Source organism: Streptomyces sp. NPDC002817 (genome assembly GCF_053592055.1).
Genome location: NZ_JBSFUY010000011.1, coordinates 39,940 through 60,970, shown reverse-complemented (window position 1 = coordinate 60,970; position 21,031 = coordinate 39,940). Strand labels below are relative to the sequence as shown.

The 21,031-nt window shown below is 71.7% G+C and carries 19 protein-coding genes; 7 read left to right on the top strand and 12 right to left on the bottom strand.

All coding sequences use genetic code 11. The features are described 5' to 3' along the window. Window positions 1-9: 9 nt before the first annotated feature. On the top strand, window positions 10-1,467 hold the full coding sequence (locus tag ACWD3I_RS22075; protein WP_365401811.1) for a tryptophan 7-halogenase: 1,458 nt from the start codon (window positions 10-12) through the stop codon (window positions 1,465-1,467). Here ACWD3I_RS22075 and ACWD3I_RS22070 read toward each other — a convergent pair. Then, window positions 1,457-2,380 carry an LLM class F420-dependent oxidoreductase gene (locus tag ACWD3I_RS22070; RefSeq protein WP_365401814.1) on the bottom strand — a complete coding sequence of 308 codons (924 nt, stop codon included), beginning with the start codon at window positions 2,378-2,380 and terminating at the stop codon, window positions 1,457-1,459. The two genes, ACWD3I_RS22075 and ACWD3I_RS22070, sit on opposite strands and share 11 nt — an antisense overlap. Window positions 2,381-2,512: 132 nt before the next feature. On the opposite strand from ACWD3I_RS22070, the gene ACWD3I_RS22065 reads away from it, so the two are divergent. From ACWD3I_RS22065 to ACWD3I_RS22045, 5 genes are all read left to right on the top strand, one after another. Next, window positions 2,513-3,700: an MFS transporter gene (locus tag ACWD3I_RS22065; protein WP_365401817.1), complete on the top strand. Its 1,188-nt coding sequence runs from the start codon at window positions 2,513-2,515 to the stop codon at window positions 3,698-3,700. A gap of 206 nt (window positions 3,701-3,906) precedes the next feature. Beyond that, window positions 3,907-4,419, top strand: a complete 513-nt coding sequence (locus ACWD3I_RS22060) for a hypothetical protein (RefSeq protein ID WP_365401820.1) — start codon at window positions 3,907-3,909, stop codon at window positions 4,417-4,419. 94 nt (window positions 4,420-4,513) lie between these two features. Then, window positions 4,514-5,356 carry a DUF4097 family beta strand repeat-containing protein gene (locus tag ACWD3I_RS22055; protein ID WP_365401823.1) on the top strand — a complete coding sequence of 281 codons (843 nt, stop codon included), beginning with the start codon at window positions 4,514-4,516 and terminating at the stop codon, window positions 5,354-5,356. 84 nt (window positions 5,357-5,440) lie between these two features. Continuing rightward, window positions 5,441-6,433 carry an ATP-binding cassette domain-containing protein gene (locus ACWD3I_RS22050; RefSeq protein ID WP_365401826.1) on the top strand — a complete coding sequence of 331 codons (993 nt, stop codon included), beginning with the start codon at window positions 5,441-5,443 and terminating at the stop codon, window positions 6,431-6,433. After that, the gene (locus ACWD3I_RS22045; RefSeq protein ID WP_365401829.1) at window positions 6,430-7,221 is read left to right on the top strand and encodes an ABC transporter permease; all 792 of its coding nucleotides are present in this window, start codon (window positions 6,430-6,432) and stop codon (window positions 7,219-7,221) included. The genes ACWD3I_RS22050 and ACWD3I_RS22045 overlap by 4 nt, the downstream gene beginning before the upstream one ends. A 67-nt stretch (window positions 7,222-7,288) precedes the next feature. On the opposite strand, the gene ACWD3I_RS22040 is transcribed toward ACWD3I_RS22045, so the two are convergent. The 11 genes from ACWD3I_RS22040 to ACWD3I_RS21990 all read right to left on the bottom strand — a co-directional run bounded on the left by ACWD3I_RS22040 (window position 7,289) and on the right by ACWD3I_RS21990 (window position 19,182). Next, the gene (locus tag ACWD3I_RS22040) at window positions 7,289-8,476 is read right to left on the bottom strand and encodes a cytochrome P450 (protein ID WP_365401832.1); all 1,188 of its coding nucleotides are present in this window, start codon (window positions 8,474-8,476) and stop codon (window positions 7,289-7,291) included. Window positions 8,477-8,505: 29 nt separating this feature from the next. Next, complete coding sequence (locus ACWD3I_RS22035) at window positions 8,506-9,882, bottom strand: alkaline phosphatase family protein (protein ID WP_365401835.1); 1,377 nt, start codon at window positions 9,880-9,882, stop codon at window positions 8,506-8,508. Next, the gene (gene eboE / locus ACWD3I_RS22030) at window positions 9,879-11,081 is read right to left on the bottom strand and encodes a metabolite traffic protein EboE (RefSeq protein ID WP_365401838.1); all 1,203 of its coding nucleotides are present in this window, start codon (window positions 11,079-11,081) and stop codon (window positions 9,879-9,881) included. The genes ACWD3I_RS22035 and eboE overlap by 4 nt, the downstream gene beginning before the upstream one ends. 7 nt (window positions 11,082-11,088) lie before the next feature. Continuing rightward, a complete protein-coding gene (locus tag ACWD3I_RS22025; protein WP_365401841.1) occupies window positions 11,089-11,943 on the bottom strand; it encodes a TatD family hydrolase in 855 nt (284 codons plus the stop codon). After that, window positions 11,943-12,659 carry an EboA domain-containing protein gene (locus tag ACWD3I_RS22020; RefSeq protein ID WP_365401844.1) on the bottom strand — a complete coding sequence of 239 codons (717 nt, stop codon included), beginning with the start codon at window positions 12,657-12,659 and terminating at the stop codon, window positions 11,943-11,945. The genes ACWD3I_RS22025 and ACWD3I_RS22020 overlap by 1 nt, the downstream gene beginning before the upstream one ends. Window positions 12,660-12,709: 50 nt before the next feature. Continuing rightward, complete coding sequence (locus ACWD3I_RS22015; protein WP_365401847.1) at window positions 12,710-13,570, bottom strand: sugar phosphate isomerase/epimerase family protein; 861 nt, start codon at window positions 13,568-13,570, stop codon at window positions 12,710-12,712. Then, entirely contained in the window at window positions 13,567-14,466 is a 900-nt protein-coding gene (locus ACWD3I_RS22010; RefSeq protein ID WP_365401850.1) for an SCO3242 family prenyltransferase, read from the bottom strand. Before ACWD3I_RS22010 ends, ACWD3I_RS22015 begins: the two co-directional genes overlap by 4 nt. Window positions 14,467-14,568: 102 nt before the next feature. Next, window positions 14,569-15,480 carry a YceI family protein gene (locus ACWD3I_RS22005; protein WP_365401853.1) on the bottom strand — a complete coding sequence of 304 codons (912 nt, stop codon included), beginning with the start codon at window positions 15,478-15,480 and terminating at the stop codon, window positions 14,569-14,571. A gap of 26 nt (window positions 15,481-15,506) precedes the next feature. Further along, a complete protein-coding gene (locus ACWD3I_RS22000) occupies window positions 15,507-16,574 on the bottom strand; it encodes a maleylacetate reductase (protein WP_365401856.1) in 1,068 nt (355 codons plus the stop codon). Further along, complete coding sequence (locus tag ACWD3I_RS21995) at window positions 16,574-17,425, bottom strand: intradiol ring-cleavage dioxygenase (RefSeq protein WP_365401859.1); 852 nt, start codon at window positions 17,423-17,425, stop codon at window positions 16,574-16,576. The genes ACWD3I_RS22000 and ACWD3I_RS21995 overlap by 1 nt, the downstream gene beginning before the upstream one ends. Next, entirely contained in the window at window positions 17,425-19,182 is a 1,758-nt protein-coding gene (locus ACWD3I_RS21990) for an FAD-dependent oxidoreductase (RefSeq protein WP_365401862.1), read from the bottom strand. Before ACWD3I_RS21990 ends, ACWD3I_RS21995 begins: the two co-directional genes overlap by 1 nt. 149 nt (window positions 19,183-19,331) lie before the next feature. On the opposite strand from ACWD3I_RS21990, the gene ACWD3I_RS21985 reads away from it, so the two are divergent. Then, window positions 19,332-21,029, top strand: a complete 1,698-nt coding sequence (locus tag ACWD3I_RS21985) for a sigma-54-dependent Fis family transcriptional regulator (RefSeq protein WP_365401865.1) — start codon at window positions 19,332-19,334, stop codon at window positions 21,027-21,029. Window positions 21,030-21,031 lie beyond the last annotated feature (2 nt).

Here is a 21,031-nt window from a genome sequence, read left to right as displayed (position 1 = left end):
AGTTGCCGTATGACCCAGGAGTACGACCTGATCGTCGTCGGCGGCGGGCCCGCGGGATCGACCGCCGCGACCGTCGTGGCCAAGCGCGGACACCGGGTCCTGCTGCTGGAGCGGGAGACCTTCCCGCGCTACCAGATCGGTGAGTCGCTCCTGCCCGCCACGGTCCACGGCCTGTGCCGCATCCTCGGTGTCGCCGACGAGGTGCAGCAGGCCGGCTTCACCCTCAAGCGCGGCGGGACGCTGCGCTGGGGCCGTGACCCCGAGCCGTGGCAGTTCTCCTTCGCCATGACTCCGCGCGTGCCCGAGCCCACCGCGACGGCCTTCCAGGTGGAGCGCTCACGGTTCGACGAGATCCTGCTGCGCGGTGCCCGACGGGCCGGCGTCGAGGTCCGCGAGGGCAGCCCGGTGCGGCTCGTCGTCGCCGACGACGAGCGGGTGCGGGGCGTCGAGTACACCGACGCCGACGGCACCTCCCGTACGGCACACGCCCCTTACGTCATCGACGCGTCCGGGAACACCAGCCGGATCCACGGCGGGGTCGGCGGTGGGCGCGTGTACTCCGACTTCTTCCGCAACCTCGCCGTGTTCGGCTACTTCGCGGGCGGGGCCCGGCTGCCCGAGCCGAACAGCGGCAACATCTTCTGCGCCGCGTTCGACGCCGGCTGGCTCTGGTACATCCCGCTGCGCGACGACCTGACGAGTGTCGGCGCGGTGATCTCCCCCGAGCACACACCGGCCGTCCAGCGCGACGCGCGGGCCGCGTGGCGGGACATGATCGCGGCCTGCCCCGAGGTGAGCCGGCTGGTGGCGGACGTACCGGAGGCGACCGAGCCGCCGTACGACCAGGTGCGGGTGCGCAAGGACTGGTCGTACTGGAAGAAGTCCTTCTGGACTCCGGGCATGGCGCTGGTCGGCGACGCCGCGTGCTTCGTGGACCCGGTGCTGTCCTCCGGCGTCCATCTGGCCACCTACGGTGCCCTGCTCGCCGCCCGTTCGGTGAACTCCGCGCTGGACGGCAGCGTGCCCGAGGAACGGGGCTTCGCCGAGTTCGAGGCCCGCTATCGCCGCGAGTACCGCGTGTTCTACGACTTCCTGATCTCCTTCTACGACATGGAGCGCAACGAGAACTCGTACTTCTGGTCGGCGAAGAAGATCACCGAGGTGGAGCTCGGCGAAGCAGCCGCGTTCGCCGAGCTGGCGGGCGGGCTGGTGTCCGGCGACACCGCGGTAGTCCGTACGGACTGGCACACCTCGGCGGCACAACTCGACGGCGCGGTGGGCCAGTTGGCGACCTCGGACGGCCGTATCAACCCGCTCTTGTCCGCCCCGGTGGTCGGCGAGACCTTCCGGACCGGCAACGACCTTCAGGAACAGGCCCTTTACGGCGGTCCGCTCGACGACCCCGGTCCGGCCGACCCCGACGGCCTGGCCGTCACGCCGGACGGCCTGTCCTGGGTCAAGGTGTGAGGGCAAGTTCCCCCAGCAGCTTCCAGGTGCGGCGCCGGTCCTCCTCGCCGCCCAGGTCCGTCGCGGTGAACACCACCTCCGTCGCCCCGGCCTCCCGGTAGCGGCCCACCTCGGCGGCGACGGTCTCCTCGTCGCCGATGACGGCCAGGTCGGCGGCGCGGGTGGCACCGGAGAGGCCGATGACCCGCTGGTAGGAGGGGAACTGCTCGTAGAAGGCGAGCGATTCGTTCGCCTTCTCCCGGACCGCCTCGACGTCGGCGGTGACCACGCCGGGCACGAAGGCCACGATCCTGGGCGCCGGTCGCCCCGCCGCCTCGGCCGCCGCGGTGACGGCCGGGACGATGTGCTCGGCGAGGGCGCGCGGTCCGGCCAGCAACGGCAGGATTCCGTTGGCGAGTTCACCGGAGACGCGCAGGGACTGCGGGGCCATGGCGGCGACGAGGAGCGGCACCGGAGGCTCGGCGCCGCCGGGCACCGACGCGGGCAACGGTGTGGCGGCGGTGAACAGTTCACCGTGGAAGTCGGCGCCGCCGGTCTCCGTGAGTTGGCGCAGCGCGGTCAGGAACTCGCGGAGCCGGGCGATCGGGCGCTCGTACGGGATACCGAAGCCGGTCTCGGTCAGGTGCTTGGTGCCGAGGGCGAGCCCTAGGTGGTACCGGCCTCCGGTGGCGGCCTGGGCCGTCTGGGCCTGGCTCGAGACGAGCAGCGGATGGCGGCCGAAGACGGGGATCGCGGCGGTCCCGACGTGCAGGCCGGGCACCTCGCGGCCGACGATCGCGGCGAGCGAGGGCGAGTCGTACCCGAAGGTCTGCCCGAACCACGCGGAGCGCAGCCCGACCTCATGGGCCTCCCGGGCGAGTTGCACCGTGGGATCGATCCGGTTCTGGAGAGGGAGTGCTACGCCGATGGTCATACCCCGGGCAACCGGCGGGCGCGGGACGGGCATTCCTGTTCGCCCATGACAAGCGTGTGAAGCGCTCGTTGACCTTGCCCCAAGGGGAGCCCGCAGCATCGGTGCACGGACCGGGCGGGCGAGGAGGCGCGGGTGCTGGTGGATGTACGGCCGTTGCGTGGGGGCGCCTTCAGACGTCTGTGGGCGGCCGGCCTCGTGACCGGTCTGGGAGCTCAACTCACCGCGGTCGTGGTGCCGTTGCAGCTCTACGGATTCACCGGGTCGTCCGCCTACGTCGGGATGGCCGGGTTGGTGGGCTTCGCGCCGATGGCCGCGGCCGCGCTGTGGGGAGGTGCGCTGGCCGACGTGCGGGACCGGCGGCGGGTACTGCTGGTGACGACGGCCGGGATCGGTGTGACGTCGTTGCTGCTGTGGGCCCAGGACCGGGCGGGCCTGCGGTCGGTGGGCGTGCTGCTGGCACTGGTGGGCATACATCAGGCCCTGTTCGGCGCCAATGCCGCGGTGGGGCGGGCGGTCGTTCCCCGTCTGGTGCCGCCCGAGTCGCTGACCGCCGCCAACGCACTGCAGTCGACGGTCGTCATGTCCGCCGGGATCGCGGGCCCGTTGCTGGCCGGAGTGCTGCTGCCGGTGGTGGGTGCGCGGACGCTGTATCTGGCGGATGCCGTTGCCGTCTGCGCGACGGTGTGGGCGGTGTGGCGGCTGCCACCGCTTCCTCCCCTCGACGGCGCCGGAAGGAAGCGGGCCGGTGTCCGGGAGATCGCTGACGGCTTGCGGTTCGTGGCGCGGCGTCAGGTACTGCTGCTGGTGTATCTCGCCGACTTCGCCGCGCTGTTCCTGGGGTTGCCCACGGCTCTCTTCCCGCAACTGGCCCAGGAGACCTTCCGGCCCTCGGACATCGGCGTTCTGTACGCCGCGCTCTCGGCGGGCGGGGTGCTGGCCGGGCTCTTCTCCGGGGCCTTCACCCGCGTGGACCGGCTCGGCGTCGCGGTCGCGGTCTCGGTGGGCGTCTGGGGTCTGGCCGTCGCGGGGTTCGGTGTGACCGGCTCGCTGGTCGCGGCGGCCGGCTGGCTGGCACTGGCGGGCGGCGCACTTCTCGTGCTGGGCGTCTTCCGTCGGACGGTTCTACAGACGGCCGTGCCGGACGGGATGCGGGGCCGGCTCCAGGGGATCGACACGGTGGTGGCCGCGGGCGGGCCGCGGTTGGGCGACCTGGCGCACGGCGTGGCGGGGGCCGCGTTCGGCGCCGGTTGGGCCGTCACCGGGGGTGGGCTTCTGACGGTGTCGGTCGCGGTCGTCCTGCTTCTGCTCTTCCTCAGGTGATGCGCGCCGTGGTGCCACATGGCACCACCTGGCACCACCTGGCGCCATTCCGGGCCCACAAAGACACCTGAGCACGCATGGCGCCATCGTCAGCCAGATAGGCATCACTATGTTTTCGCAGGTCAGGACAGCTGGACCGCAAAGTGACACCATGGGCGCCACCCCGCGGCTTGCACATGGCGCCATTGTGATGCCATGATGGCGTCATGGACCTCACCCCGTATGTCGACAGCCTCCGCCGCGAACTCGCGGTGGCCGCCGAAGCCGGCGGCGACGAAGCCCGCGAGCTGGCGGAGCGACTCACGGCTCCCCTGGAGTCGGCGACTCGGCTGACCATGCTCAACGTGCTCTCCGCCGCGATGGACGAGATCACCCGCGATCTCGCCCCCGGCTCGGTCGACGTACGGCTGCGCGGGCTCGACCCCGACTTCGTGGTGACACCGCCGCCCACCTACGGCGGCGCCCCCGCGGGGCCGGCCACGCCCACCGAACCGCTCAGGGTCCCGGCCGACGGCGACGAGGGCGGTACCGCCCGGATCAATCTGCGGCTGCCGGCCCATCTCAAGACGCGCGCCGAGGAGGCCGCGAGCCGCGAGGGCCTGTCGGTCAACGCGTGGCTGGTGCGCGCCGTGTCGGCCGCGGTCGACGGCGGCACCCGGCCGCTTACGACGGAGAAGACCCAGACCCTCGGGCAGAGCTTCACGGGCTGGGTGCGCTGACCGCGACAGCGCCCTGCCCCAGGAAATCGACACCACACCCACACCACGTCCCACCAGCGGGGACGCCTTGAAGACCCAAGAGGACGGGACAGTCATGCCTTCTTTCGACACTTCCGAACCGATCTCGGTCACCGCGCACGTGGGGGCCGGTTCCATCCAGCTCACCGCGAGCGACCGCCCCGACACCGTCGTGGAGGTGCGGCCCCGCGACCCGAAGAAGGACAAGGACGTGCGGGCCGCCGAACAGACCGAGGTCGTGTTCACGAGCGGCGTCCTGACCGTCAGGACCAAGGAGCGCCGCCTCGTCGGGCCCAGCGGCGCCGTGGACGTGACGGTCGACCTGCCCACGGACTCGCGCGTGGAGTTGACCGGCTCCTGGATCCAGGTGCTCGGCGAGGGCCGGCTCGGCGAGGTCCGTGTGAAGACCTCCACCGGTGACGTCCGTCTCGACACCACGGGGCCGCTCCAGCTGAACGTGTCGCACGGCTCGATCACCGTCGACCGGGTCGAGGGCGAGGCCGAGTTGACCACCAGCTCCGGCAATCTGCGCGTCGGCCTCGTCGACGGATCCGCCGTCCTGAAGAACACCCACGGCACCACGACCGTCGGGGCCGTGACCGGCGAGCTGCGGGTGAACGGCGCCAACGGCGGCATCGACATCGCGCGTGCCGAGGCCTCGGTCACCGGCACCACGACCAACGGCCACCTTCGCGTCGCCGAAGTCGCCCGCGGCGAGGTCCGGTTGGAGACCTCCAACGGCGCCATCGAGATCGGGATCCGGCAGGGCACCGCCGCCTGGCTCGACGTCAGCTCCAACCGCGGGCAGGTGCGCAACTCGCTCGCCGCCTCCGACGCCCCGGAGCAGACCGAGGACACCGTCAAGGTCCGCGCACGGACCAACTGGGGCAACATCGACGTCCTCCGCGCCAGGGCCTGACGACCACCCGCCCTGCCTGCCACACCAGCCCTCGCCTCGTTCTCCTTCAGCTCGTTCTCCTTCAGCCTTCGATCGGAGGGCCCCATGCCTTCTTCTGTCATGCCCACGCCCAGGCAGGGCGACGGTCACACGTCGCCGGCCGCCGTCTCCACCATCGATCTGCGCAAGTCGTACGGCGACAAGGTCGTCCTCGACGGCATCGATCTGCACATCCCGGCCGGTTCGGTGTTCGCGCTGCTCGGGCCGAACGGCGCCGGCAAGACCACCGCCGTGAAGATCCTGTCCACGCTGATCGCCGCCGACGGCGGGCAGGCCCAGGTCGCGGGCCACGACGTCGCCACGTCACCGGACGGGGTGCGGGCCGCGATCGGTGTCACCGGGCAGTTCTCCGCCGTCGACGGTCTGATCACCGGCGAGGAGAACATGCTCCTGATGGCGGACCTGCACCACCTGCCGAAGCAGGAAGGGCGTCGGGTCACCGCCGAACTCCTGGAGCGGTTCGACCTCACCGAGGCCGCGAAGAAGCCCGCCTCCACCTACTCCGGCGGCATGAAGCGCCGCCTGGACATCGCCATGACCCTCGTCGGCAGTCCGCGGATCATCTTCCTCGACGAACCGACCACGGGCCTCGACCCCCGCTCCCGCCACAACATGTGGCAGATCATCCGCGAGCTGGTCACCGACGGGGTCACCGTCCTCCTCACCACGCAGTACCTGGAGGAGGCCGACCAACTCGCGGACCGCATCGCGGTGTTGCACGACGGGAAGATCGCCGCCGAGGGGAGCGCCGAGGAGCTCAAGCGCCTCGTCCCCGGCGGTCACGTCCGGCTCCGCTTCACCGACCCGGACGTCTACCAGAGCGCCGCCGGCACTCTGCGTGAGGTCACCCGGGACGACGAGGCTCTGACCCTGCAGATCCCCAGCGACGGCAGCCAGCGTGAACTGCGCTCCCTCCTCGACTGGTTGGACGCGGCCGGCATCGAGGCCGACGAGCTGACGGTGCACACCCCCGACCTCGACGACGTGTTCTTCGCCCTGACCGGCGACATCGACAAGCCCAAGGAGTCCGTCCGATGAGCACCCTGTCCCTCGCCGTCCGCGACTCGTCCACGATGCTGCGGCGCAACCTCCTGCACGCCCGCCGCTACCCGTCGCTCACCCTGAACCTGCTGCTCACCCCGGTCATGCTCCTGCTGCTGTTCGTCTACATCTTCGGCGACGCGATGAGCGCCGGCATCGGAGGTGGCGGGGCGGACCGCTCCGAGTACATCGCGTATCTCGTGCCCGGCATTCTGTTGATGACCATCGGCTCCACCACGATCGGCACCGCGGTGTCCGTCTCCATGGACATGAACGAGGGCATCATCGCCCGCTTCCGCACCATGGCGATCCACCGCGGGTCGGTACTGATCGGGCACGTCATCGGCAGCGTGCTGCAGTGCATCGCCAGTGGAGTCCTCGTCGGGGTCGTCGGGCTGGCCATCGGCTTCCGCTCCGTCGACGCCACCGTCCTGGAATGGATCGCCGCGTTCGGGCTGATCGCGCTCTTCGCCCTGGCGCTCACCTGGATCGCGGTCGGCATGGGCCTGTCCAGCCCGAACCCGGAGGCGGCGAGCAACAACGCGATGCCGCTGATCTTCCTGCCGCTGATCTCCAGCACCTTCGTCCCGGTGGACGCGATGCCGGGCTGGTTCCGGCCCATCGCCGAGTACCAGCCCTTCACCCCGGCCATCGAGACCCTGCGCGGACTGCTGCTCGGCACCGAGATCGGCCACAACGGCTGGCTGGCCGTGGCCTGGTGCCTGGGCCTCACGGCGCTCGGCTACTTCTGGTCCACGTCGCTCTTCGACCGCGACCCGAAGTAGCGGCGCCGGCTCGCCCCGCCCACCCGAGGGCACCGACCGCACCAGGCGGCCGGTGCCCTCGAAGCCGTCACCAGGCCACAGACAGCTGGCGCACCCCATGGATCGCGCGTCCCTCGAAGGCGTACTCCTCCGCGGGAAGGCCGGTCAGACGTAGCGCCGGCAGCCGCTCGAACAGCATCGGCAGGGCGATCTGGAGCTCGGCGCGGGCGAGGGACTGGCCGAGGCAGTGGTGAAGGCCGTGGCCGAAGGCCAGATGCCGGTCGGCGTCCCGGGTGAGGTCGAGCGTGTCCGGGTCGGTGAAGACCGCGGGGTCCCGGTTGGCGGCCTGGAGGGCGACCACCACGCCCTCGCCGGCCCGGACGGTGACACCGCCGACCTCGACGTCCTCGGTGGCGATACGGCGCAGCCCGATGTGCACGACGGTCAGATAGCGCAGCAGTTCCTCCACCGCGCCCGGCACGAGGCCCTCGTCGGCGCGCAGCGCCGCCAGCTGGTCGGGGTGGCGCAGCAGGGCGACGACGCCGAGCGAGAGCATGCTCGCGGTCGTCTCGTGCCCGGCGATGAGGAGCTGGACCAGCATCCCGGCCGCCTCCGCGGGGGTGGCCTCGCCGGTGGCGACCCGTTCGGTGGCGAGCTTGCTCATCAGGTCGTCGCCGGGTTCGCGGGACTTGGCGGCGAGCAGCTCCCGCAGGTAGCCGAAGAGTGCCCCCCAGCCCGCCCGCATGGCCTCCGGCCCCGCCGAGACGGTCGCGAAGGCGGCGGCATGCTGGTTGATGAAGTCGCGGTCCGCGTACGGCACTCCGAGGAGTTCGCAGATGACCAGGAGGGGCAGCGGAAGGGTGAAGTGCTCGACCAGGTCGGCCGGTTGCTCCTGTTTGGCCAGGCCGTCGAGGAGGTCGGCGGTGATGTTCCGGATGGCGGGCCGCAGTTGCTCCACCCGGCGGAAGGTGAACTCGGGGATGAGCATGCGGCGCAGCCGGGTGTGGTCCGGCGGGTCCATGGCGAAGAGCTGGCCGGGCGTGACCGGCGGAGGCGTCGGCTGAAGGCCCGGGAAGCCCGGCCGGACGTTCTGCGAGCTGAACCGCGCGTCGCTGAGAACGGCGCGGGCGTCCTCGTGCCGGGTGACGAGCCAGGGGTGGGTGTCGCCCCAGAGGCTGATTCTGGCGAGGGGGCGCTCCTCGGTCCAACGGCGGTATTCGGCGGCGGGGTCGAGGAGTGGCCGGTGGTGGGGCAGGGATGGGGGCTGGACGTGCATGTGGGGGGAGCTCCAGTGGTTCAGGTGGTTCAGTCGGTGGTGATGCCGGCCAGCGTCAGGAGGAGGTTCTTGACGTCGGTCGCGTCGATCTCGTCGCGGGCGTTGTCGGGCCGCGAGCACAGCAGTACGGGGCTGTCCTGCGGGTCCTGGGGCAGGCGGCCGTGGCTGCCGCGTACGCCGGAGGGGTCCAGCGGGACGGTCTGGATGCGGTAGCGCAGGCCGGCCTTCTTGCGGGCGACCTGGCCGATGGCGCGGGCCTTCACGGCGGGGACGGTGGGGTCGTAGAGGAGTTCGGCGGGGTCGTAGCCGGGCTTGCGGTGGATCTCCACCTGGCGGGCGAAGTCCGGGGCGCGGTCGTCGTCCAGCCAGTAGTAGTACGTGAACCAGGCGTCGGACTCCGCCACGGCGACCAGCTCTCCCGAGCGTTCGTGGTCGAGGCCGTGGGCCGCCTTGCCCTCGGCGTCCAACACCTGGTCGACTCCGGGGAGTTCGGCGACGATCTTCGCCACCGCCGCCGTGTCGGCCGGGTCGCGGACATAGACGTGGGCGATCTGGTGGTCGGCGACGGCGAAGGCGCGGGAGGTCCAGGGGTCGAGGTACTCCATGCCGTCCTGGGTGTGCACTTCGAGCAGTCCAGCCCGGCGCAGGGCCCGGTTGATGTCGACGGGGCGGGAGGCGGGCGCGATGCCGTACTCGCTGAGGATCACGACGGTCGCGTTCTCGCGTCGGAAGTGCTCCAGCAAAGGTCGCAGGGCGTCGTCGAGGCGGCGGGCCTCACGGGCGGTCTGCGGGGAGTCGGGGCCGGAGCGCTGGGGCTCGTAGTCGAGGTGCGGGACGTAGACCAGGGTGAGGTCGGGGCGGTGCTCGTCGAAGATCTGGCGGGCGGCGGCGAGGATCCACTGGCTGGAGGGCAGGCCGGCGTTGGGTCCCCAGTAGGTGAACAGGGGGAAGTCGCCGAGCCTGTCGGTGAGTTCGTCGTGCAGGGCGGGCGGCCAGGTGTAGCAGTCGGGTTCCTTGCGGCCGTCGGAGTAGTAGATCGGGCGGGGGGTGACGGTGAGGTCGACGTCGGCGCCCATGGCGTACCACCAGCAGACGTTGGCGACCTTGTAGTCGGGGTCGGCCTTGCGGGCGGTGTGCCAGATCTTCTCCCCGCCGACGAGGGCGTTGTGCTGGCGCCACAGCAGGACCTCGCCGAGGTCCCGGAAGTACCAGCCGTTGCCGACGATTCCGTGTTCGGAGGGCGGTGCGCCGGTGAGGAGGGTGGACTGCACGGAGCAGGTCACGGCGGGCAGCACGGTGTTGAGCCGGGCTTGGAAGCCTTGTTCGGCGACGGCCGAGACGGCGGGCATGTGGCGGAGCATGCGGGGGGTGAGGCCGACGATGTCGAGGACGACCAGTCGGGTCATGAGACGGGCTCCTTGGGTGAGTGAGGTGTCACATCGAGAAGCGGCTTCAGGCCGAGCTCCTCGAACCGGTCGCGGGTCCACGCCAGTTCGGCGGCCAGACCCGCGACGAGGCCCTCGCGGTCCTGCGGGCGGAGGTGTTCGGGAAGGACCGACCAGGTGTAGGTCTCGACCTCGATGTGGTCGCTCACGGCTTGCGGGCCACCGAGCAACACGCGTAGAGACGAGGTCAGTTCGTCCGCCGTGGTGCTGAGCGGCGGCTCGGGCGCGGCGTGCAGGGGCGCGTGGAAGTGCACCCGCCAGGGCGAGCCGGGGTCCAGGCCGCCCGCCAGTGCCTCGGGAAGGTCGTCCACGCCGGTGACGGTGCCGTCCGGGGCGGTGCGCGTCTGGTGCAGGAACCGGGGTTCCGCGAACCGCTCGAGGGCACGCCTCGCCTCGGGGTCGGCGGGGTCGTCGGCCTGGAGCGCGCTGGACGCCTGCACCTTGACGACCGGGAGCCCGGCGTCGGCGAGCCGGCGCAGCGCGGCGGCCGGTTCCTCGAACTGCACGGCGAGATGGCAGGTGTCGAGGCAGATCCCCAGCCACTCGGGATCCACTCCCCCGAGTTCCCGGGCGGCCTGGACGGTGTTCTCCACCACGCATCCGGGCTCGGGCTCGAACCCGACCCTGATCGTACGGCCGGTCTCCCGCGCCAACTCGGCGAGCTGCCCGGCGAGTTGGTCGAGAGCGCGCCGTGCGGAGTCCCGTGCCTGGGCCGGCCACGGTGTACGCCAGGCCAGCGGAAGCGTCGAGACGCTGCCGCGCCGGGCGTCGTCCGGCAGCAGACCCGCCAGGACCCGGGCGCAGTCGACCGTGTACCGCAGCCGGGCGGGGTCGGCCCAGTCCGGCAGATAGACGTCCTTCTTCACTACCTCGCGGTGGAATCCGCCGTAGGGGAAGGCGTTGAGGGTGACCGTCTCCAGGCCGCGCGCGGCCAGTTCGGCGCGCAGGCGGCGTACGGCGTCGGGAGCGGCGGACAGTTCGGTGACCACGTCGCGGGCCAGCCACAGGCCGATGCCGAGCAGGTCGGCGCCGACGGTCTTCCGTACGGGCTCGGCGTACGCGGCGAGTTGGTCCACCACTCCGTCGAGGTCCTCGGCCTGGTGGACGTTGCTGCAATAGGCGAGATGGACGGTGGTGCCGTCGGGGTGTCCGAAGCGCACGGCGGGATCACTCTCCGCCGCGTTTGATCGAGTTGCCCTCGAAGAGGGCCGTGTCGTCGGCCTTGACGTCCTCGAGGTCGAGCCGGCCGCTCTGCCCGTAGAAGGCGACCGGGTTGCGCCACATGACCTGGTCGACGGTGTCGTCGTCGAAGCCGGCGGCGAGCATCGCGTCGGCGGTCTTCCGGGTCTTGAGCGGGTCGCTGCGCCCCCAGTCGGCGGCCGAGTTGACGAGCATCCGCTCGGTGCCGTGCTCCTGGAGGATGCGCACCATGCGGTCCTCGGTCAGCTTGGTGTCCGGGTAGATGGAGAAGCCCATCCAGCAGCCGCTGTCGGCGACCATGCGCACGGTGAGTTCGTTGAGGTGGTCGACGAGGACGTGCTCGGGCGGGATGCCGGACTCGCGCACGACGTCGAGGGTGCGACGGGTGCCGACGGCCTTGTCGCGGTGCGGGGTGTGGACCAGCACGGGCAGCTCGTGCTCGACGGCGAGTCGGAGCTGGCGGGCCAGGGCCTCGTCCTCCTCGGGGGTCATGGAGTCGTAGCCGATCTCACCGACGGCCACCACGCGGTCCTTGGCCAGGTAGCGCGGCAGGACGTCCAGCACACCGGTGCAGCGCGGGTCGTTGGCCTCCTTCGGGTTGAGGGCGATGGTGCAGTAGTGCTGGATGCCGAACTGTGCGGCGCGGTACGGCTCCCAGCCGAGCAGTGCGTCGAAGTAGTCGGTGAAGCTCTCCACCGAGGTGCGCGGCTGGCCGAGCCAGAAGGACGGCTCCACCACCGCGCGGACGCCGGCGGCGTACATGGCCTCGTAGTCGTCGGTGGTGCGTGAGGTCATGTGGATGTGGGGGTCGAGGATGCGCATCATGCGGCTCCGGTGAAGGCGGCGAGGGCCCGTTCGGCGGCGGTGCGGCGGGCGGGGACGGGTGAGTCGGCTTCGGCGGGCAGCCCGGAGGCCTCCAGCGTGCCGGGGTGGGCGCGCAGGATCGGCCAGACGTCCGCGGGGACCGCCCGGCCGGCGGCGACCCGCTCATGGGCGAAGTCGGCGAGCATGCGGGCGAGTTCGCGGTCGGCGCGCTCGTCCAGTCCGGCGACCCGGTCGAGGGGTATCTCGCAGAAGACGCACTTCAGTACGGCGTGCCGGTAGCCGTCGTAGTCGAGGTGGCGTGCGGCGTACGGGCCGAGGGCCGCCTCGATCAGGCCGGTGTCGTTGCCGCGCAGGGCCGAGTGGACGAGCGGCAGGCCCAGGCCGGCGAAGGAGGGATCCATCTTCTCCAGCAGGGCCAGCGAACGCAGTACCGCCCGCTGTTCGGCGGCGTCCCCGTACCGGTGGAGGGCGGTGACCTCCTCGGCGAGCCCGGCTCCGCGCAGTGGCAGGGCCGCGAGCAGTCGGGCGCGGGCGGCGTCGGCCACCGTCCAGCCGAGGACGAGGGGACCGCGCCCGCAGCGTCGGCCGACGGCCGGGAAGACGGTGCGTACGGCGGTGGGGTCCTGTCCGACGCGGGCGACGGCTTCCGTCAGCCAGAGCTGCGCGTCGGGGGTGAGTTGTCGGTCGAGGGCGGTGGATGTATGGGCGTCCACGGCACAGTTCTCCTGTTCGGATGCGCTGATGTCGAAGGCAAGTCGCGGCCTCAGAACGGCTCGGCGGCCTTCAGGAACTCCAGGGAGCGGCGGGCGACGTCGGGCGCGTCCAGGGACGCGCCCTGGATCTCCACCGAGACCGGCCCGCGATAGCCGGAGGCCTTCAGCGCGGCCAGCACGGGCGGGAAGTCGATCTCGCCCGTGCCGAGTTCGAGGTGCTCGTGGACCCCGCGGCGCATGTCCTCGATCTGCACGTTCACCAGGTGCGGCGCCGCCGCCGCGACGCAGTCGAGCAGCGCAGGCTCCTCCACGCAGTGGGCGTGCCCGATGTCCAGGGTGATGCCGAACAGGTCGGGATCGCCGAGCCGTCGCCGCAGGTCCAAGACGCGCTGCACGGTGTCGACGAACATGTACGGCTCGGGCTCGAAGCCCAGGGCCACACCGTGCTCACCGGCGATCTCCAGGACCTCTTCGCAGCCCGCGGTCAGCCGCTTCCAGGCCTCGTCCTCGGGCATGTCCCGTGGCGCCGGGCCACTGCACAGATGGACGGCCGGGGCGCCGAGACCGGCCGCGATGCGCACCGCGCGCGCCAGCAGGTCGACGCGCCGCCCGGCGTCGGAATCGGACATCAGGGTGGGGTGGTGCTTGTGCCACGGATCCAGGAGGTACGGCGCTCCGGTCTCCACCATGACGGTGAGACCGAGCTGATCCAGCCGCCGTGCCAGGCGGTCGACCTGGCGGGGAAGGTCGGAGGCGTACGGGTCGAGGTGTCCGTGGTCCAGGGTGAGGCCGACGGAGTCGTAGCCCAGGTCGGCGAGGACGGTCAGTACGTCGTCGAGGCGGTGGCAGGCGAAGCCGTTGGTGCCGAACCCGTACCGGAGCCGGTCCGAAGGCCCGGATATCGGGGTCACGTCGGCGACACCTTCCGCGCGAGCCTGCGCGCCAGCGGATGCGCCGCCGCCAGGACCCCGGCGAGCCCCGCCCTCCCGCCGCCCGCGGTGAGCGCCGCCTGGAGGGGCATCAGCGACATGATCCCGGTGCCTACGGCCTTCCGCACGTTCGTCGCGGACGGTTCGCGTGCCGCGCGGACCTGGGCGCTGCCGTACGAGGCGAGGTAGGCGAGCGCTCCCACGGCCGCGCCGATCCGGGCCGTCCTGCCGTGCTTTCGCAGGCCCGGAAGTGCCGCGGCGGCGACGGCGGTCGCGGTGCTGCCGACCAGCGTGGCGACGGGCACCTCGCGCGGGGCGCCGGACACCTCGTGACGGCTCAGCGCCGTGACGGTGTAGGTGTGCGCGCCGACCAGCAGGGCGGCCGGCAGTGCGGACGCCCTGTGTCCCGGCCGGGCTCCGGCCAGGACGTTCAGCGTCCGCGCGCCCGCCATGGCGGCGGGGCCGGCCGGAGTGGACTTGAGGCCGAGGTCGTACGCCCAGACCAGTCCGGTCAGCGGCAGCGCCACACCGAGCGCCCGCCGCCCGCCGGTCAGGGCCGCGAGGCCGAGCCCGGCGGCGGTGAGTCCGCAGGCGGTGGCGAGCGCGGCGCGGCGCTCGACCCGTCCGGACGGTACGGGGCGTTGGGGCCGCTCCACCGCGTCGACGGTCGCATCCGCGTAGTCGTTGAGCGCCATCCCGGCCCAGTAGAGGGCGATGGACGAGGCCATCGTGCCGAGGATGCGGGGCGGCGGTGTCCCGGCGCTCGCGGCGGCCCCGGCCAGGACATCACCGGGCACGCTCAACGCTGCGGGCAGACGGACGAGTTGTGCAAGATCAGCGAGGCGGGGGGAGGAATTGCGGTTGTTGGGGCCGTCCATGATCGGACCCTACGCCCAACGCTTCAGTTTTGGACATCCACTTACCCTCGACCCTGTGAAGAATTCGTGCGCAGGGTGTGCCGCGTGACTCCACCGAGTGACCTACTCGGGCGGTGTCGGTGTGTCGTGCGTGCGGTACATCGCCTGGACGTCCAGCTCCAGTTGGACCGTCGGGCCGACCACGGCGATCCCACGAGCCAGCATGGACCGCCAGTTGAGCGTGTAGTCCTCCCGGTGCAGTTCGGCCTTGGCGAGGGCGGCGCACCGGAGCTCTTCGCCGTAACCGCCGTTGACCATGCCGAGGTAGTTCGTGTCCAGCGACACCGACCGGCTCACGCCGTGCATGGTCAGCGTGCCCAGCAGCGACCACCTGCTGCCGCCCCGGTAGGCGAAGCGGGTGCTCCTGAAGTCGATGTACGGGAAGTGCTCGACGTCGAGGAAGTCGGCGGACCGCAGGTGCGCGTCCCGGGTGTTGTTGCCGGTGGTGATGCTCGAGGCGTCGATGCGGACATGGACACGGGAGTCACCGATGTCCTGGGTGACCTGGATACCGCCCTCGAACCGTTCGAAACGGCCGTGCACATGGGCCATGCCGACGTGCTTGGCGATGAACCGGATCGCGGTGTGCGGCGGGTCGAAGAGCCAGGTTCCGGGGACCGGGAGTTCGGCCTGCCGGGCCGGCTGGAGCCAGACACGCTGGGACGACAGTCCGGCGTCGGCGACGACGTCGATGCTCTCGCGGTGCGGTTCCAGTCCCTCGGCCACGATCATCAGGCTGTAACCGCCCGGTGGCAGCGCGGCCAGGAACAGTCCGTACGGATCCGTGGTGCCGCGTGCCGCGACCTGGTGGCTGCGGAGTTCGGTCACCGTGACATCGGCCCCGCCGAGCGGCTGGTTCACCGGGTCGAGGACCTCGCGGCAGACGACGCCCGCGCCGGCCGGGACCGGCAGTGCGAGGCCCGCGGCACCTCCGGAGGCATTCTTCGGTCGCCGCCGGAGCAGTCCGAGGGGCATGGGGTTCACCTTTCCGTTCTGGTTGTTCAGTAATCTCTGCGTGGCCGGTCGCCGGCGTACGCCGCTCTCAGCACGCCCAGCACGCCCTCCGCGGTGACCTTCCGCGGGTTGGGGTACGCCTGCTCGGCCACCATGCGTGCCGCCACCGCCACATCGGTTTCGCGCAGTCCGAGTTCGGCCAGCGAGCGAGGTACACCGGGCTCGCCGGCGAGGTCCCGCACCGCACCCGGGACGTCGGCCGTGCCCAGGGCCCGGCCGAGCGCCGCCATGGCCTCGGGTGCGGCGGGTGCGTTGTACGCGAGGGCGTAGGGCAGGACCACGGTGTGGGTCTCGGCGTGCGGCAGGCCGAAGGTGCCGCCGAGGACATGGCAGAGCTTGTGGTGCAGCCCCATGGTGGTCGCGCCGAGTGCGGCACCGCAGAGCCAGGCCCCGTACAGGGCCCGGCCGCGGGCGTCCAGGTCCCGGGGAGCGGCGGCCAGTGCGGGCAGGGCACCGGCCATGGCCCGTACGCCCTCCTCGGCCATCAGCGACACCAGCGGCGAGGCGTCCGGCGCGTACAGGGCCTCGGCCGCGTGCGCGAGGGCGTTGACGCCGCTGGTCACGGAGAGGTCCACCGGGAGGGACAGGGTGAGCTCGGGGTCGTAGACGACGCTGCGCGGCAGGACCGAGGGATCGCGGCCGGTGCGTTTGGCCCCGTGCTCGGTCAGGCCCCAGACGGGGGTCATCTCGGAGCCGGAGTACGTGGAGGGTACGGCGACCAGCGGCAGTCCGGTGCGGAGCGCGATCGCCTTGCCCAGCCCGATCGCGGAACCGCCGCCCACGGCCACACAGCCGTCGGCTCCGGCGGCCCGGGCCACCTCCACGGCCCGGTCGGCGCTCCCTACGGGCACATGCATCCGGGCCTCGGCGTGCAGCCCCGCGCAGACATCGCCGAGCGCGTCCGAGACGGCCCGGGCCGTCTCCGCGCCTCGCGGCCCGCTGACCACCAACACGCGCCGGAGTCCCAGCCGTTCGACCTCGTCGGGAACCGCTGTCACGGAGGAGCCGGGCCGCAGGACGACCCGCATCGGCTGGGCCTCGTACGCGAACTCCATCACGAGTCCGCCGAGTTGAGCACGAGGTCGAAGCGGGCGTGCCGGAACGGGTTGGGGACGGCGAACTCCCTTGCCAGGGACGGGTCGTCGGTCGGAGTGAAGTCCTGGACGAGGCTCCTCCTGACCGCGAACACCGCGTCCGAGTCGAGGTAGTCGCTGCCCGCCACGAAGATGTGTGTGGTGACCGGCTCGTGCCCGTCGGCCGTGGCGATGAAGTGGATGTGGGCCGGACGGTAGGGATGCCGGCCCGTGGCCCGCAGCAGCTTCCCGACGGGACCGTCGGTGGGGATCGGGTACGGGCTCGGCACACAGGTGCGGAACCAGAAGCGCCCCTGGTCGTCGGCCGTGAACAGCCCACGTCCGTTGCCGGCGGGCTGGACCTCCGGCTGCTGGACGTCGTAGAAGCCGTTGCCGTCGGCCTGCCAGACGTCGAGGAGCGCACCCGGCAGCGGGGTGCCGTCCGCCGACAGCACCCGCCCGCTGACCACGCAGGGCTCGCCGCCGCCGACCAGGTCGATGTCCGCGCCCAGTGCCCGGACCGGTGACTCGGTCATGTGGAAGGGCCCCAGGACGGTGCTCTCGGTACCGCCCTCGTCGCTGTTGACCGTCTCCACCAGCATCGAGACGCCGAGCACGTCCGACAGCAGGATGAATTCCTGCCGGGTGTCCGTGCAGGTCTGCCCGGTCGCCGTCAGAAAGCCGACGGCCTGCTCCCACTCCGCCATGGTCGGCTCGGTCTCACGGACGAAGGCGTGCAGATGGCGGGTGAGGGCGGCGAGCAGTGCGCGCAGCCGGGGGTCCGTGGTGCCGTCGAAGCTGTCGACCACGGCCTCGGTGAGTTCGGCGCCCATCAGGCGTGCCCGAGGACGCGCCGCACGGCGTCGGTGAGTACGCGCTCGGCGTCCGCACCGGAAGCTGCTGCCGTCGCGTGCCGGAAGGCGACGTACCCGTCCGGCCGTACGAGGAGGGCTCCCCCGTCGGCGACCTCGCTCAGCCGCGCCCAGTCGCCGTACGGGTCCTCGTACTCCTGGCCGGGCCCGATGACGACGGTGGCGATGTCCAGGTCCTGGGCCCCGGCCGCCCGTACCCAGTCGGCGCCGCCGATGCCGGTGACCAGGGTGAACCGGCCCTGTCCGACGGTGTCGAGGGTGGAGAGGGTGCGGGTGCCGGAGGTGATCCAGGCGTGCGGGAGCTTGGCGCCCGGGCGGGAGGTGGGCTGGTGGTGCAGTTCGGGGTCGCGGTCGAAGCCGGGGTCGTCGGTGCCGTCGGGGACGATCGCGGTGGAGGTGTAGCGCTGGTTGAGGTCGACGCCGTGCGCGTTGAACTCGTACGCCTTGAAGGCGATCGCCTCCCGCAGCCGCGCCCGCTGCTTCTCGGCCGCCTCGGTGCCCTCCTTGCGGGCGGCGATGTTGGACCACAGCTGCTCGGGGGTCTGCGGGGAGAGCCCGTCGAGCGCCTCGAAGACGGGGGCGGTCTCGCCGATGGACTTGTTGGCGCGGGTGACGATCTGCCGGCCGATCGGGGCGCGTTCGGCGGTGTAGGTGTCGAGCAGCTTCGGGGAGGCGGTGCCGTCGAGGACGAGCTTGAGCTTCCAGGCCAGGTTGTAGGAGTCCTGGACGGAGGTGTTGGAGCCCAGGCCGTTGGACGGCGGGTGGCGGTGGGTGGCGTCACCGGCGCAGAAGACCCGGCCGTCGGAGTAGGTCTCGGCGTACATCTCGTTGACGGTCCAGGCGGAGGACGACTTGATGGTCACCGGGATGTCGTCGTCGCCGACCAGCTTGCGGACGACGGACTCGGCGTACTCGGTGGTCAGGTCGGGGGCGCCGGCGTTCACGTCGTAGCCCCACACGATCAGCCACTCGTTCCAGGGCCGCACACAGCGCACGAGCCCCGCGCCGATGCCTCCCACGGTGGCACCCGGGGCGAGCACCCAGTAGAGCGTGGAAGGGCGGTGGGCGGTGTACTTCGACAGGTCGGCGTCGAAGACGACGTTGATGCTGCCGGCCACGCCCATCTGGCCGCCCATCGGCAGTCCGGCGTCCTCGGCGACCTGCGAGCGGCCGCCGTCGGCGCCGATCAGGTACTTGGCGCGGATGGTGTACTCGTCGCCGCGCAGCCGGTCCTCGACGGTGACCGTGACTCCGAAGGCGTCCTGGACGAAGGACTTGTAGACGGTGCTGAAGCGCAGGTTCGTGCCGCGCGAGACCGCCGCGTCGATGAGCACCGGCTCCATGAGGTGCTGGGGCATGTCGCACATACGGGTGGGGCTGGCGAGCTCGTGCGCCGCCTGGACGAGCGGGTCGTTGCCCCAGGAGCGGACCCGGCCGAGTTCCTCGCCGGCGAGGCTGGTGCAGAAGGTCGTGTTGCCCATCAGATGCTGCGGGGTGGCCTTCGCCACGACCTCGTCCTCGACACCGAGGTCGCGCAGCACCTCCATGGTGCGCTGGTTGGTGATGTGCGCCCTGGGCGTGTCGGCGAGGCTCGCGTAACGCGTGACGACGATGTTGGGCACGTTGTAGGTGCTCAGGGCGAGCGCGGCGGCGCCGCCCGCGGGACCACTGCCGACGATGAGTACGTCGGTCACGACATCGGGCTCGACGGTGTGCACGGGGGACGCTCCAGGGAATGAGAACAGGCACCGACTGTTCAAGATCATGTACGGGGGTGCGGGAGCGCGGGTGTCTCAATTCGAGACAGAGTGCCGGAGAGGGCCAGGATTGTTGCCCGTTCAACCGTTCCCGTAGGGTGAGCCGTGCCGTGACCACCGCAGAGCGCCCCACCGCCCGCCCCGCCCTCGCCTCGCTGCGCAGGGCCCGCGAGCTGTTCCTGCGCGGGCACCAACTGCCGGACGGGGTCCCGGAAGAGGTGCTCGCCGCCTGGAAGCGTGCCCGGTTCTTCGGCGTACGACATGACGTACGGGAATCGGCGCCCACCGTTTCACCGGCCGAGTCGCCTCTGCTGGCGGCTGCCCGGCCCGTGCTGGAGCGCATCGCCCCCACGCTCGACGGCGGGCAGACCACGCTCGTCCTCACCGATGACCGGCTGCGGGTGCTCTGGGCCACCGGATCCATCCCGGACCACCCCCACCACGACCTCTCCGAACAGGCGGTCGGCCACAACAGCGCGGCCCTCGCCCTGCACACCCGGCGCCGGGCCGAGGTGCACGGTCCCGAGCACTTCCTCGATCTGTGGCAGGACGTCTCCGGGGTCAGTGTGCCGGTGCGGGAGCCGGAGACCGGCCGACTGCTGGGCACGGTGACCGTGTCCTGCGGGCTGTGCGCCGAGTGCGGTCCGCATCCGGGTGCGCCGGTCGCCGAGGCCGCGGTGATCGCCGTGGAGGCGGAACTCCTGTCTCGGTCACGGGCGGCGGAACGGGTGCTGCTGGACGCGTATCTGCGGGCCGCCGGGCAGCAGGGCCGTGCGGTGGTCGCCCTCGACGGTCGCAACCGGTTCGTCAGCGAGGCGGCGGGGCAACTGCTGTCGCCGGAAGAGCTGGAGGTACTCGAGCAGAGAGTGGTCGCACTGGTACGGGAAGGGACGGAGACGCGAGTACGCCTGTCCGACGGTCCGGGAAACGCCGCCACCGTCACCCTCGTCCCCCACCAGGGCTCGGTCATCGGAGCGGTCGCCGTGCTGGAGCCGGCCAGCCACACGATCATGTCGGGGGCCTCCCGGACCGCCGTCGGGCTGGCCGGACGTTCGCTGCCCTGGCGGCATGCCGTCGGCCGTGCGGTGGAGTTGGCCACGTCGCCGGAGCCGCTGCTGATCGTCGGCGAACGCGGCACCGGGAAGACCTCGCTCGCCCGGGAGCTGGTCACCGACCCGGTGACCGTGGATGCGGCCGAGGGTGAACTCGGCACCGACCTCGATGAGTTGGTGAGGGGCCACCCGCTCCTCGTCCGTCACGTGGAGCGTCTCGCCCAGTCCGACACGGCGACCCTCAACTCATTCCTCGACGCACGTCCGGGCGTGCCTCTCCTGGTGACCTACACCCCCGGAGCGGCACCGGGCCCGTGTCTCCAACGGCTTCTGGACACGCTGGCGGCCCGCTCGGTCACCCTCCCCGCGTTGCGCGAACGTCCGGACGACATACGGCAGTTGCTCACGTCCCTGGCCCCCGGGCCGGCACCGGGACATCCCCCGCTCACCTGGTCCCTGGACGCGCTGCGCGCTCTGGAGCGGCATCCGTGGCCCGGCAACATCACCGAACTCGCCCACCTGGTAAGGGCTTTGGCCGAGGGCCGCCGCTCGACGGGACCGGTCCGGCGTACCGAACTCCCCGACCCCGTACGCGAGGGACCCCCGCCCCGCCCCCTCACGCCGATGGAACGTGCCGAGCGCGCCGCCATCCTGGAGGCCCTCCGCCTCAACGGCGGCAACAAGGCCCGGACGGCGGCGGCCCTGGGCATCGGCCGGGCGACCCTGTACCGGAAGCTGCGGGGCTATCGGGGCTGACG